The organism is Bradyrhizobium sp. SRL28 (genome assembly GCF_018596315.1).
Lineage (GTDB): Bacteria > Pseudomonadota > Alphaproteobacteria > Rhizobiales > Xanthobacteraceae > Bradyrhizobium.
Genome location: NZ_JAHEAG010000012.1, coordinates 76,670 through 90,838, shown reverse-complemented (window position 1 = coordinate 90,838; position 14,169 = coordinate 76,670). Strand labels below are relative to the sequence as shown.

The 14,169-nt window shown below is 63.2% G+C and carries 10 protein-coding genes and 1 pseudogene; all 11 read right to left on the bottom strand.

Annotated elements, in window-relative coordinates:
• Positions 1-4: 4 nt before the first annotated feature.
• Positions 5-1,321 (bottom strand): DUF1214 domain-containing protein, encoded by a 1,317-nt coding sequence (locus KIP88_RS23230; RefSeq protein ID WP_214490311.1) that lies wholly within the window; start codon positions 1,319-1,321, stop codon positions 5-7.
• Between the two features lie 44 nt (positions 1,322-1,365).
• The gene (locus tag KIP88_RS23225) at positions 1,366-3,066 is read right to left on the bottom strand and encodes an arylsulfatase (RefSeq protein ID WP_214490310.1); all 1,701 of its coding nucleotides are present in this window, start codon (positions 3,064-3,066) and stop codon (positions 1,366-1,368) included.
• A gap of 82 nt (positions 3,067-3,148) precedes the next feature.
• Positions 3,149-4,543, bottom strand: a complete 1,395-nt coding sequence (locus tag KIP88_RS23220; protein ID WP_214490309.1) for a BatD family protein — start codon at positions 4,541-4,543, stop codon at positions 3,149-3,151.
• Positions 4,540-6,066 (bottom strand): VWA domain-containing protein, encoded by a 1,527-nt coding sequence (locus tag KIP88_RS23215; RefSeq protein WP_214490308.1) that lies wholly within the window; start codon positions 6,064-6,066, stop codon positions 4,540-4,542. Before KIP88_RS23215 ends, KIP88_RS23220 begins: the two co-directional genes overlap by 4 nt.
• Positions 6,059-7,057: a VWA domain-containing protein gene (locus KIP88_RS23210; RefSeq protein WP_214490307.1), complete on the bottom strand. Its 999-nt coding sequence runs from the start codon at positions 7,055-7,057 to the stop codon at positions 6,059-6,061. The genes KIP88_RS23215 and KIP88_RS23210 overlap by 8 nt, the downstream gene beginning before the upstream one ends.
• Entirely contained in the window at positions 7,050-7,541 is a 492-nt protein-coding gene (locus KIP88_RS23205; protein WP_214490306.1) for a DUF4381 domain-containing protein, read from the bottom strand. Before KIP88_RS23205 ends, KIP88_RS23210 begins: the two co-directional genes overlap by 8 nt.
• Complete coding sequence (locus tag KIP88_RS23200; RefSeq protein ID WP_214490305.1) at positions 7,534-8,517, bottom strand: DUF58 domain-containing protein; 984 nt, start codon at positions 8,515-8,517, stop codon at positions 7,534-7,536. The genes KIP88_RS23205 and KIP88_RS23200 overlap by 8 nt, the downstream gene beginning before the upstream one ends.
• Positions 8,518-8,524: 7 nt before the next feature.
• Complete coding sequence (locus KIP88_RS23195; protein ID WP_249790961.1) at positions 8,525-9,559, bottom strand: MoxR family ATPase; 1,035 nt, start codon at positions 9,557-9,559, stop codon at positions 8,525-8,527.
• Between the two features lie 96 nt (positions 9,560-9,655).
• A pseudogene (locus KIP88_RS23190) lies at positions 9,656-11,285 on the bottom strand (arylsulfatase).
• Between the two features lie 158 nt (positions 11,286-11,443).
• A complete protein-coding gene (locus tag KIP88_RS23185) occupies positions 11,444-13,138 on the bottom strand; it encodes an arylsulfatase (protein WP_214490304.1) in 1,695 nt (564 codons plus the stop codon).
• 37 nt (positions 13,139-13,175) lie between these two features.
• Positions 13,176-14,159, bottom strand: coding sequence for a formylglycine-generating enzyme family protein (locus KIP88_RS23180; RefSeq protein ID WP_214490303.1), 984 nt, complete (start codon positions 14,157-14,159; stop codon positions 13,176-13,178).
• Positions 14,160-14,169 lie beyond the last annotated feature (10 nt).

Genomic DNA, 14,169 nt, shown 5'->3' with positions numbered 1-14,169 from the left:
CGCATCATCGCTTGATCAGCGGCGGCGGATAGTAGGTGCCGTTCGCCACGCCTTCCGTCGGCCGATAGAACCGGAACGTCAGGCGATACTTCGATCCTTTCGGCGTCGGCAGCCAATTGCCGTCAGGTGCGTCGGCAGGCTTCTGGTCGGCGAAGTACAGGGTGAGCGAGCCGTCCGCGCCGTATTGCAGCTTCGACTGGTTGTTGATCAGAAACCGGTTGATTGGATTGGGCAGGACGCGAAAACGGACGCCGTCCACCGCGATTACCGACCAGAAAAACGTGGCGTACTGGGCAGGCAACTGATCCCTCGGGAACGTCAGCGTGTAGACATTGTCTGCGCTGAGATCAGCCCCGGTCTTGTCGTGGCTTCCCCGATAGTAGAGCACCTCCGGCTTGATGTTGGCCCAGATGCCACCGTTGTTGACCAAGGTCCGCGCCAGATAATCGAGGCCGTATTCTCCGACGACACCGGGACGAGCCCAACCGTTCTGCGCCGTGCCGTGGCCGATGATGGCCCCGGCCTTGCCGAGATCGGCGAAGGCTCGGGTGCGGATCACGTGATCCACGCGCGCGCGCTCGGCTGGGTCCTTGACGGCTTTGGCGATGGCGCGGGTTTTCTCCTGTAGCGCTTCCAGTCCGACGCTGAGATCCGGTTCGCCGTCAAGCGCGATGTCGGCCGCCTCGAAGGCTTCGACGCCCGGCAACTTCTCCAGCTCGAATATTGGCGTCCTGGGGATTTCCGGAAGTTTTGGCGTTCCCGTCGCCCGGAACTTGAACTGGTGTTGCAAGGCGATTGCCGCGTCCGGATCGGCGCCGAGCTCGACCCGGGCCAGCACGCGAGAATACTTCGCCGGGAGATCGATGCGCGTCGCTCCCGCAGGGATCGCGACGTTCGCGCCCCTGAGGCACATGGCGAACTCCCCGAACGGCCGCTTGGGAAACAGGCGCTCGTTGATGTTGGCAATTGTCTCGCCCCAGCCGTTGAGGAAGTGGACCGTGTAGTAGCGGCCTTCGACCTTCGGCACGCTGACGATCGTGCAACTGCTCTCGTCCACTGCTACCCACGCTTCGGAGTAGGCCACGTCGAGATTGGGATTCGGCCAGTCCACGGCGCCAGGCTTGCGATGCACGAGCTCGTTCCATTTGAACCCTTCCTGGAAATCGAGCTGCTGCTGACGCGTCACCAATAGTCGGCCAAGAAGGTAGATATACGCGTCGCTGATATCCTGATCCGCGGTGCGGGCGGGTTGCGTCTGCGCGCTTGCTACCACTGCCGTAGCTAAGAGCAGAGTGAATGCTGCGCAGACAAACCTTTTCATGGCTATCGTCCCTTCTACATCCTGTCAGTCCCTGGCCATCCGCACTAACGCGGCTTCAGTCGTTCAAGTTCGTTGAGCCGCTTCAAGGCGGCCTGCTGCCGGAGCAAGCCATAGTTGATCCCGCCGGCGTTCAGCGAACTGCCTTCCTGATAGGGGAAATGGTCGAAATCGGAGAAGAACTCCTTGATCTTCCCCTGCACGGGCACAATCAGCCACATATTCCGGGCAAGGAAATCCACCGCTCCTCCTCCTTCCTCCATGCCGCGCTCGTAGGGGTCCATGCGCAGATTGGCGATCAGCGCCCATGCGGGCACTTCGCGAGTCCCCGTTGCGATATTTCCCTTTGATGTGGCAAAGCTGAGCTTCCAGTCGTTCCACCGGATCGCATTGAGATTGCCCCCCTGATCGAAGTAGTAAATCGAATCGCGGGGCGGCGTCTGGGTTTCCCCCTTGAAGAAGGGCATGAAGTTGTAGCCGTCGAGATGAACCCTGAAGCTCTTGCCGCCTGCGCCGGCAAATCCAGCCTTCATCTTTTCCTTGATGTCCGGAATCCCGGCCGCTGCGGCAAGCGTCGGAAACCAGTCGATCAACGAGATCATCTCGTTGTACTGCGTTCCTGGTTTCACCACGCCCGGCCATCGCACCATCATCGGGATGCGGAAGCCGCCTTCCCACGTCGTACCCTTCTCACCGTGAAACGGCGTCATGGCTCCGTCGGGCCAGAGAGCGATTTCGGCACCGTTGTCGGTCGTGTAAAGCACGATCGTGTTGTCGGCGATGCCGAGATCGTCGAGTTGCTTTAGCAGCTCTCCGACCATTCCATCGTGCTCCGCCATGCCGTCAGCGTGAATGCCCTTGCCGGTCTTGCCTCGGGATGATTGCTTCAAGTGCGTGAATATGTGCATTCGCGTCGAGTTGAACCAGACGAAGAACGGCCGGGTTGCCCTCGCTTGCCGTCCAATGAAGTCCTTGGCAGCACCCAGGAACTCCTCGTCTACTGTTGGCATGCGCGCAGTGTTCAGCGGGCCCGTGTCTTCGATCTTTCCATCCGCGGACGATTTGATGACGCCGCGAGGTCCAAACTGCTTACGGAAATTCGGATCCTTCGGATAGAAATAGCCTTCCGGCTCCTCTTCAGCGTTGAGATGATAGAGATTTCCGAAGAACTCGTCGAAGCCGTGCTTGGTGGGCAGATGTTCGTCGCGGTCACCGAGATGGTTCTTGCCGAACTGGCCGGTGGCATAGCCTTGCGTCTTCATGACGTCGGCAATCGTCGGCATCCAGTCCTGGATACCATGGGGATCGCCGGGCATACCGATTGTGAGAAGCCCGGTCCGGAACGGTTCCTGGCCGAGGATGAAGGAAGCGCGGCCGGCGGTGCAGCTTTGCTGGCCGTACGAATCGGTGAAGATGGCTCCCTCCCGCGCGATGCGGTCGATGTTGGGCGTACGATATCCCATCAAGCCCATGGTGTAGGCGCTGATCTGGGGTATGCCGATATCATCGCCGAAGATGACGAGTATGTTCGGCTTGCGGCCTGCCGCTGGCGCCGTCGGGGTCGCTGGTGTCGCCGGAGCCGCAGCCGGCGCGGCCTTCTGGGCTTGCGCGAACGCTTGCGATGTCAGCGTTGCCGCCGCGACAATAGATGATGAGCCGAGCAACACCGCCCGACGATCGATGGCTGCGTTGTCACCGCCCTTGGAATCGGTAGCGGTGTGGTCGTGTCTCTTCGCCTCACTACTCATTCTACGCTCCATGGTGCTCAAGGTTGCTCGTTCTATCGATCCGGACGTTGTGTTGTGTGCTATCTGTGTTCGCATGCTCCTTTCATCGGGCCGGCTTTCTGCCGCCATGGGCGGTCACGCTGGAGGGGCCGACCGGGTTCAGTTGTTGGGGTAAGCGCATGTTGCTGCTGCGCCCTGCCTGCGGTCGCAACCTTCGTCGGGCGGCGCTCACCCGGTGCAGCAGTTGACGTCGCGACGAACGGGCTGTGTCGCGTTGCGATGCGAAAAGCTCGGCTTCCATCGCGTCGATCTCGCGGTCCAACACGGGGTCCCCTGCAGCCACCTTGAAGGCTTCGACCGTGTGATCCGGTGTTGTCGCGCCAACATGCGGCAGCCAATCAAGCAGGGTGAAGTAAGCCGCCTTTGCGTCGCGGTGCCGGAGCGCATGGCGAAGTCGGCTGAAGGCAAAGGCCTCGGATTGCAGATAAGTCTGGCGTCGGCGGCGACGATAGGCTGCGATCCCTCGCACCGCTCGAGGCGCGACCCAGATGAGGCCGGCGATGACGATGGTGGCAAGGAGCGCGAACAGCCAGTGGTCCGCGACGAGATCGACGATTGTCGCCCAGTTAAATCGCGCTTTCGGCGCGCTTGCCCCGGCCTGCTGCACAGTCGGGTTGGCCGCGACCTGCAGCGTCACCGCGTCGAGATGTGCGGTCTCGACGCGCCCTTCGCCTGCGTTCCACCAGCGCACATCGATCGCAGGCAACGCATAGTCACCGGGCCGCTGCAGAATGTAGGTCGCGGAATCCGTCCGCGTCGCCGTCAGCGCATCGGTTCGTCCTTCGGTCTTGTCCTGCAGCGCCGGTTGGGCGGGATAGACCGCAAGCCCATCGACATCAGGAAATGTCACCGGCGGCAGCAGCATCGCCGGCGTTTCCTCCGCCTGGATTGTCACGCTGCGGGTGACGGAATCCCCCACCTTGAGCTGCTCCGACGAACGCTGAACGGATTGTTCGATCCTTAGCCGGCTGGCAGCGAGGTACGGGTTCAGGTCGGCGGCTGCGTCGGGAATGAAGGCGTCAAAGGACACCCGCGGCAGCGAAAGCAGTTCTTCGCGCACGGCAGGCGGTTCCGCCGCGTACTTCACTTTGACCTTCTGATCCGAGATGGCGAAGGCGCCTGGCTCCTGCGGATAGATCGCGAACTCGAAGCGTACGCCGGCATAACTCGTCCCGTCGCGCTGTTCGGAGAGATTGACGCTCTGCAATTGCCGTGTCACCGCGTTGCGGACCTGGAAGCCCGGCAGTTCCGGCGGCGAAGTCGTGTAGTTCGGCGCCAGCACGTCGATCCGCAGCGTCGTGGGCTGCCCGACCACGACGCGTGGAGGATCGATGGTCATATGCAGGACCGGCTCAGGTGCCGGAGCTTGCTGCGCCCAGGCGCCGCACGGCGCGATGGCGGCGACAGCAAGGATTGCCGAGGCGAGTGAGCGCTTCATCGCCGCCCTCCTGCGCCTGACGCGTTTGCCGTAGCCTGGATCGCGAATTTCAGCTTCAGGAAATCCGCAGGCGTCGTCTGCACCGCGCGCATCCAGGCCTCCGCGGCGCCGGCCGTGGTGACGTCTTGCGGCGTAACCTGAATGCGCTTGCCGCCCTTCTGGTTGGGATCGACGCGCATCTCATCCGCCTTTTGCTCCGGCGGCGCGCTGTCGTCCTGCTCCTGCTTGCGGCGCTTTTCCTCCTGCGCCTCGAAAAGCGCGGCCACGATCGCGCGATTGGTTTTCGCCGCGAGATGAGCGGGCCGCGCCTTCAGCACCTCGTCGTACGCCTTCATCGACCTTTCCCAGGCATGGTTCTGCGCCTCGGCATTGCCGAGTGCGAAGCGGCCCTCCACAGTCTCGACCTTGCGGAACTCCTGTGCCGCGGTCAGGAAGTCGAGGGCGCGATAGGCGGCAATCCCGCGCCACATCGGATCCGCAAAGCGTAGCGCCGCCGTGCTGTAATCGCCCCGATCAAACGCAATTCGTCCCTGCTGATCCGGCGTCAACCACAGGTCGGCAAAGCGGTGCGGCTGCCCCTCGGCTTTTGCAGGCAAGGCCTGCAAGACAACGAACAACATCACCACCCAGGCCACCGTCGTTCCGCGCCGGAACCAGAGCAGGCCAAGAAGCGCGAGCGGAAACAGCAACCAATAGCCTTCGTCGCGCCATTGCATGCCGAACGCATCGCCCTGCGCCGCCTGGAAGCGGGTTTCGATCCGGCGCTCGATCGCCTGGATGTCGGAGCTATCAACGCTTACACGCACGATATCGGAGCCGAGGACCATCCCCTCTCCGGACTGTGCAGGCGCGACCCTCAACATCGCGACGCCGTTGCGGCCGGCCGCCTGGCGGATTGCGGGTTGATCTAGATCATCGGCCACGACAAGGATGGTGCCGGCAACCGGTTCGGTGGCCAGGAACTGCGTCGCCAGCGAAGCCGCGGCGGTGACGTTCTTTCCGTCTCCCGGCATCAGGCCGGTCACGAGCGCCGCAAGGAACGGCTCGATGACGGACCTGTCGTCGGTCAGGGGCATCACGAGGTGGGCGCTGCCGGCATAGGCGATAAGCCCGCTCCGTGCGCCCGCGCGGGCGCCGAGCAAATCCCGGATCTTCTGCTTGGCTCGTTCGAGCCGCGTCGGCGCGACATCGGCCTGATCCATCGAGCTGCTCAGGGCGAGCACGATCATCAGCGGCGCCTTGTCCTCGACGAACGGCGGCAGTTCGCGCCGCCAGGTCGGTCCCGACAGGGCGACAATGCCGAGCACCAAGCCGGCCGTCACGAGGAAAAGCGGGTTAAAGCCGCGCCCTTGGCCAGGCTGCACAATCAGGTGCTGAAGAAGATGCGGCGCGATTACCCCGCCCCATTGCGCTCGAGGGTTCTGCCGCCAGAGCAGCATGCCGAAGATCACTGCGACCGGAATTAGCGCGAGCAGCCACAGTGGCCGCAGCAGGTGGAACGGAATGCTGGCTGCGTCATGCATGACGAAGCGCTCCTTTCCGTTCCCGCTCGCCGGTCAGCCACAGGCCGAGCCACAACGCCAACCCCAAAACGACCGCGGCACCAAGCGGCCACTGGAACAGTGGCAGCTTCGGGCGCCACGACAACGTGTCGAGTTTCGCGGGCGCGAGCTTGTCGATGTCGGCATAGATCGCCTGCAACTGCGCGCCATCCTCAGCGCGGAAAAAGCGGCCACCTGTTGTTGCCGCCACGGATTGCAACACGGTGAGATCGACCCGGTTCTCGCCTGAGGCCGCGGGATCGCCGACGCCGATGGTGTAGATGGCGACGCCTTTTTGCTGGGCGATCTCGGCGGCGTGTTCGGGCGGCACGCGGCTCGCCGTGTCGTTGCCGTCGGTCAGCAGGATCAAGAGCTTCTGCTTTGCACTGCTTCCCTCAAGCGTCTTGATCGCAAGCCCGATCGTGTCCCCGATCGCCGTCTGCTGTCCGGCCATGCCGACCTGGGCCTGGTCGAGCAGTTGCTGCACGGTCTGCAGGTCCTGGGTGAACGGCACCTGTACATAGGCCCTCGTGCCGAACAAGATCAGCGACAAGCGATCACCGCGCCGCCGCGCGATGAAATCCTTGACGACCCGCTTGACGCCATCGAGGCGAGCGAGCGTCGCGCCGTCAGCGGCGCGAAAATCGCGCTGCTCCATCGAACCGGAAATATCGATCGCCAGGATGAGATCGCGCGCGGAAATCTCGCGCGTCACGGCCTCACCGACCCATTGGGGCCGTGCCAGCGCCGCGACAATCAGGATCCAGATCAGGATAGCGACGATCATCTGAATACGCCGCCGCTGCAGCACCACGGCGCCCCTCTGCGGGGTTTGCCCCGTGGCTGCCGCCAGCCGCTCGAAGAACGGCACCTGCACCGATGCCTGACGCGCGCGGTATGGCGGCAGCCACCACCACGCCAGAATCGGCAGTGGCAACAGAGCGAGCATCCAGGGCCACGCAAACTCAAACATGGTGCCCCCTGATCCAGCGGCGGACGAGGCCGCGTAACGCATTCAGCTCATCGCGGCCCGGCGCGGTCCGCTGATAGGGCGCGCTGACGAGCCATCGTCCCGCGCCCCGCGAGAACTCGTCCCCGCCGTAGCTGCGGTCGAGAAATGCCAGCCACGCCGTGCCGGTTAACGGGGCGACCGTCTCGCGCGGAAAGGCCCCCAATGCCGTACGCCGCACCAACAGGGAGAGTTGGGCCGCCAACCGATCCGGCACCGCCTCGGGCGTCTGGCACATTCGATCCAGCTCCGAGAGCGCTTCGCGCCGGTACCGATTGGCGCGATATCGATGCACGAACCGCCAGATCGCCCACACAGCCAATACTGCGGCGAGTACGATTGCGATGCGCAACGGCCAGGTCTGCGGCCACAGGCTCACCTCCTGCGGGAGCGGAATATCGATTAGGCCGGCAAGCGGATCGGCGGGTTTGGTTTGCGCGTCAGCCAAGGCTCGCCCCCATCTGACCATGGCCGCCGCGTTCGCTGCGATTCTGCAGGGCACCGAGCAGGTGACGAAGCTGTTGGGCGGTATCCTCGGCAGTGCTGAGCGGCAGCACGGGGACACCAAGCTCCCGCGTCCAGGCAAACACGCCTTTGAGCCGTTCCTGCAAAGCCTGCGCGATGCTTTGGCGGACGCTTTCGCGCCCCACTTCCAGATGGATCTGCAACTCACCGTCCGTCACCGTCATGCTGGCCGTGGCCGGCAGGTCGCTTTGCAGGGGATCGTGGACGAGCAGCGCCACCACGTCGTTGTGGCGGGCTATTGCTCCCACCATCTTGTGCGTCTCGTCATCTGCCCCGTCGAAGTCGCTGATGATGATGACCACCGCATCGTGGAAGGCGCGCCGCTGTGCCTGCTGAATCGCCTTGTTCAGCATTGATGGGGATGCAGACAGGCCGCGGCCGACGCCAAGCGCCCGGTTGGATGCAACGATCGCGGACAGGATCTGCAGCACCGTCGCGCGGCTGCGCCGCGGCCGGAACTCGGTCAGCCCGCGATCGTCGAACACGATGGCGCCGACGCGGTCGCCTGCGCCAAGAACGCGCCATGCGCTGATCGCCGCGGCTTCCGCCGCGGTGACCGACTTCATCGCGCGGCGGCTGCCGAAGAACATGGGAAGCCGCTGGTCCACGACCAGCAGCGTCTGCCGGTCGCGCTCCTCGTTGAAGACACGGACATGCGGCTTCTGCAGCCGTGCCGTCACCTTCCAGTCGATCGAGCGGACGTCGTCACCCGCGCGATAGTCGCGAATTTCCTCGAAGTTGAGTCCGCGTCCGCGCATGCGCGAGGCGAACCGGCCCGACAACAGGCTGTGCGCCGGCTGACGCGGCAGGAACGAGACCTTGCGTCCGCGGTATTCGAGTGCGAGCAGATCGTCGAGACTGACGTAGACACCTGGTATGTTGGCTGTCCCGTCGGTCATGGCTCCCTCACGCGGCTGCGACCAGTTCAGTGATCTTGTCGATCACCTGGTCGGCGTTGACCCCCTGCGAGACGGCCTCGTAGCTCAGGATCAACCGGTGCCGCAGGCAGTCATGCACCACCGCGCGCACATGGTCGGGCGTCACAAATTCCTGGCCGTCGAGCCAGGCGCGCACGCGGGCGCAGCGATCGATCGCAAGGCTGCCGCGCGGGCTGGCGCCGACCTGGATCCATTTGCCGAGGGGATCGCCGTACCGGCCGGGGAACCGCGTGGCGTAGATGATGTCGACGATATATTTCTGCGCCAGGTCCGAAACGAAGACGCCGTCGATCTCGCCGCGCGCGTTGAGGATGGCCTGCTGCGGAACCGGTGCCGGCTCCGCGGAATGGTCCTTCGGCTTCTGCGCATTCTCCTCGCGGTTCAGCCTGATGATCTCGCCTTCCGTCGCCTCGTCCGGATAGGTGATGACGACGTGCATCAGGAAGCGATCGAGCTGTGCCTCGGGGAGCGAATAAGTGCCCTCCTGCTCGATCGGGTTCTCCGTGGCCAGCACCATGAAGAGATCAGGCATCTTGTAGGTCTTGCCGGCGACGGTGACCTGGCGCTCCTCCATCGCCTCAAGCAGCGCCGACTGCACCTTGGCCGGCGCGCGGTTGATTTCGTCGGCGAGCACGAGGTTGGCGAAGATCGGCCCTTTCTGGAACTGGAACTGGCCGCCCTTGTCGGTCTGCACATAGATTTCCGCGCCGGTCACATCCGACGGCAGCAGGTCCGGTGTGAACTGCACGCGCGACAGATCCGCCGCGAGGTTTTTCGCGAGCGTCTTGACCGCGCGGGTCTTGGCAAGTCCCGGCAGGCTTTCGATCAAGAGATTGCCGTTGGCAAGCAGCGCGATCAGCATGCTCTCGACCAGATGATCCTGGCCGAGCACCGACTTGCCGATCCGGGCCTTGAGATCAAGCAAGGCGTCGCGGGCTGCTGAACGCTTCGCGGTTACCGGCGCTGCTTCAGTTTGGGGCGTGCTCGTGCCGAGATCGTTCATTTGTCTCGCGCCTCGAAGTCCGCCGGCCGCCACAGGCGGCGGCCGGTTCACTGCATTGCCCTGCGGCGCCGAGGCCGCAGCGCGCTCGCCGAAGCCTTACTTCGTACCCGTCTTGTCCAGGTTCTTCATCAGTGCGTCGACCATCTGGTCGATGCTGAAGCTGGCAGAGCGCTGGCTCGGCGGATACTCCTTGAAGGTCTGCAGGAAGGGAGCCACCCGCCACACGCCGTACTGCAAGAGGTAGGCGTTCTTGGCGAGCCAGTCATAATACTGGTCCGAGACGATGTCCGCGCGCTCGAAGGGATCCATCCGCAGGTTGAATACCTTCGGTGCACGCAGGCAGGTAAACGGGTTGCTCCACACCTCGAATCCGCCTGGTCGCCGCTGCTCGCAGAACACGATTTTCCAGTCGCCATAGCGATAAGCCACCATCTCGCCGTCGTCATTGAAGTAGTAGAAATCGTTGCGCGCCGATTTCTGCGCCTGGCCGGTGAGGTACGGCAGCTGGTTGTAACCGTCGAGATGGACCTTGAAGGACTTGCCATCGAGATTGGTGCCCTTGACCAGGCGCTCCTTGATGTCGGCGTCGCCGGCGGCGGCAACCAGCGTCGGGAACCAGTCGAGGCCGGAGACCATCTCATTGGACACTTCACCGGCCTTGATGCGGCCGGGCCAACGGATCATCGCCGGCACGCGGAATGCGCCTTCCCAGTTGGTGTCCTTCTCGCTGCGGAACGGAGTTGTCGCTGCATCCGGCCATGACCACTGGTTCGGGCCATTGTCGGTCGAATAGACCACGATGGTGTTGTTGGCGATGCCGAGATCGTCGATTGCCTTCAGCAGCTTGCCGACGTCGCCGTCATGCTCGATCATGCCGTCGGCATATTCATTGCCGGGCATTCCGCTCTGTCCCTGCATGGACTGACGCACATGCGTGAAGGCGTGCATGCGGGTCGTGTTCATCCAGGTGAAGAACGGCTTGTTGGCCCTGGCCTGCCGCTGCATGAAGTCGATGGCGGCGGCGGTCGTTTCGTCATCCACCGTCTCCATCCGCTTTCGGTTGAGCGGACCGGTATCCTCGATCTTGCCGTCGGCCGACGCCTTGAGCACGCCGCGCGGCGTGTTGCTCTTGGTGAATGCGGTATCGTTCTTCGGATAATAGGGCCGCTCCGGCTCCTCCTCGGCATTCAGGTGATAGAGGTTGCCGAAGAATTCGTCGAAGCCATGCTTTACGGGCAGGTATTCATCGCGATCGCCAAGATGGTTCTTGCCGAATTGCCCCGTCGCATATCCGAGCGGTTTGAGCGCCTGGGCGATTGTCACGTCGCGATCCTGCAGCCCGACCGCGGCCCCGGGGGATGCCAACCTTGCAAAGGCCGGTGCGCAGGCAGACTTGTCCGGTGATGAAGGTCGAGCGACCGGCCGTGCAACTGTTCTCCGCGTAATAGTCGGTGAACAACATGCCTTCCTTGGCGATCCGGTCGATGTTGGGCGTCTTGTAGCCCACCACGCCGTGCGTGTAGGCGCTGATGTTGGACTGTCCGACGTCGTCGCCGAAGATCACGAGGATGTTCGGCTTCGCGGCACTGGGCTGCTGGGTCCATGCCGGTTGTTGCAGGAATGGCGAAATGCACGTTGCCACAAGCGCCGCGGCAAGCAGATTTCGTAGTAACCCACCACGTGAGCCGTTGGAGTTTTCGTTCTTTTTCTTGACGTCATCGCTCATTCGACACTCCCTACCTTGAAGAAGACTAAGCTGTAGACGGCGCTATCGATGGCTGAACTCCGGGTGCCTGATAATGCATCTGAAACCCAAATGGCTTGTCGAGGTATCGATCGCCTCTGCGTGACGCGCCGCCAACCGGCGCGTCACGCTTTCCGTGGTCAGCCGGGGCTCTTTTCCATCGCCGCCAAAACTTCGTCGACGCTGAAGCTGGAAGGCTTTTGCCGTGGCGGGAAGTCCCTGAACGTCTCGATGAACTGCGCCACCATCGCCTGAGCCGGGACGATCAGGAACGCGCGCTGAATCGTCCAGTCGTAGTACGTGTTTGACGTAATATCGGCCCGCTCGTATGGGTCCAGGCGCAGGTTGAACATCTTGGGCAGACGGCGGCACACGAACGGCGCTGCCCATATCTCCAATGTGCCCTGGACCTTCTGCTCGCAGAAGACCAGCTTCCAGTTCTCGTAGCGAAGCGCCACGAGCTGGGCCTCGTCGTTGATGTAGAAGAACTCCTTGCGCGCGGATTTCTCCTGCTGGCCCGTCAGTAGCGGCAGCTGGTTGTAGCCGTCGAGGTGCACCTTGAAGTTCTTGCCGGCTGCGTTATAGCCGGTGAGCAGCTTGTTCTTGATATCAGGTTCGCCGGCGGCCGCGAGCAGCGTCGGGAACCAGTCCAGTGCTGCGAAGATTTCGTTCGAGACCTGGCCCGGCTTGATGCGGCCCGGCCAGCGGATCATCGCCGGGACGCGATAGGCGCCTTCCCAGTTGGTGTTCTTCTCGCTGCGGAACGGCGTCATGCCGCCGTCCGGCCAGGAGTTCATGTGGACGCCATTGTCGGTGCCGTAGATGACGATGGTGTCGTTGGCGATGCCGAGGTCGTCGAGCGTCTTGAGCAGATTCCCGACGTGGCCGTCGTGCTCGAGCATGCCATCCATGTATTCGCTGAGGCCGCTGCGGCCCTTATATTCCGGGCGCACATGGGTGTAGAGATGCATGCGGGTGCCGTTCCACCAGCAGAAGAAGGGCTTGTTGGCCTGGGTCTGCCGCTTGATGAAGTCGATCGCGGCGTTGGAGGTCTCGTCGTCGACCGTCTCCATCCGCTTCTTGGTCAGCGCGCCGGTGTCCTCGATGGTCTGCCTGCCGACCCTGCCGAAACGCGGATCGACGGTTGGATCGTCTCTGTCGGCTGCCCTGCACTTGAGCACGCCGCGCGGGCCGAATCTCGCCTTGAAGCTCGCGTCCTTCGGATAGTCGGGATGCTCGGGTTCTTCTTCGGCGTTGAGGTGGTAGAGGTTGCCGAAGAACTCGTCGAACCCGTGTACGGTCGGCAGGAATTCGTTGCGGTCGCCGAGATGGTTCTTGCCAAATTGGCCGGTGGCATAGCCGAGGGGCTTCAGCGCTTCGGCGATCGTGATGTCCTCGCCGCGCAGGCCGAGTGTGGCGCCTGGCAAGCCGACCTTGGTCATGCCGGTTCGCAGGCCGGCCTGACCGGTGATGAACGATGCACGACCCGCCGTGCAGCTCTGCTCGGCGTAGTAGTCCGTGAACATCATGCCTTCGCGGGCGATGCGGTCGATGTTGGGTGTCTTGTAGCCCATCAGGCCGAACGAGTAGGCGCTGATGTTGGCGATGCCGACATCGTCCCCCCAGATGACGAGGATGTTGGGTCTGCGCCCCGACGGGGCTGGAGGCTGCTGTGGCTGCTGGGCTTGCGCGACCTGCGTTCGGTCGACGGCGCTGATGGCGGTCGCGGCGGCGAGCGATGTGCCGCCGAGAAGGATTTTACGGCGGCTCAGTGTTTGATGATCAGCCGGGTTCGATGCTGTTACAGATGGTCCCTGATCCTTTGCTTCGGGCATCCTGGCCTCCTGCTGCACGATGGGGATTGAGAATCATTTATTCAGCGACGCAGCTCCTCCTGACGCACCTGAATCCAACGTGACTTGTCGACGTATCGATCGGTTCGGCATGCCGCGCCGCCGGCCGATATCGGCGGCAATAGTTCGGCGCGCAGAGATGTGAGCCGCCCTTCAACACTTTGCGCGGAATGCTGATGTTTGGTTGACATGGATCAAGGCTGTCCGCCTGGGGACCGCCGCGCGGATTGTGAGGGATACAGCACGCCTTCGGCGCTTCGGCTTCGTGCTTTTGCGACCACCAGTCGGAGGTCCATTCCCAGACATTGCCGATCATGTCGTAGACGCCGTAGCCGTTCGGCGCGAATGCCGTCACCGGCGAGGTGCGTTCAAAACCGTCTTCGCTGAGATTCTGGAGCGGGAAATTGCCCTGCCAGATGTTGGCCATATGAACGCCGCCGGGCATCAGGACGTCGCCCCACGCGAACTCCTCGCCGTCGCGCCCGCCGCGCGCGGCGAATTCCCATTCGGCCTCGGTCGGCAAATCCTTGCCGGCCCATCTGGCATAGGCCAGGGCATCATCATAGGCGATATGCACGACCGGATGATTGTCCTGCACGTTGATGTTGCTCTTCGGCCCGTATGGATGGCGCCAGTCGGCTCCCTTCATGAAGGTCCACCACTGGCTCCAGTCCTTGAGGCCGGTGACGCGCCGTGGCGGAACGAACACGAGTGAGCCGGCGTAAAGCATGTGCGGCAGCGCGCCGGGATACTGCGCGGGGTCCGGCGGCACCTCGGCCATCGTGACATGACCGGTCGCCCTCACAAATTCCTTGAACTGCCGGTTCGTCACCGGCGTGCGGTCGATCCGGAAGCCGTCCACCGACACGCGATGAACCGGCGCCTCTTCGGGATAGTGGTGATCGGATCCCATGCGGAACGTGCCGCCGGGAATGAAGACCATTTCATCGGTCCTGTTCGCGTCCGGTGGGCGCTGCTCGGTTTCGGCCCCTGGCTGCGACATCGCGACTTCT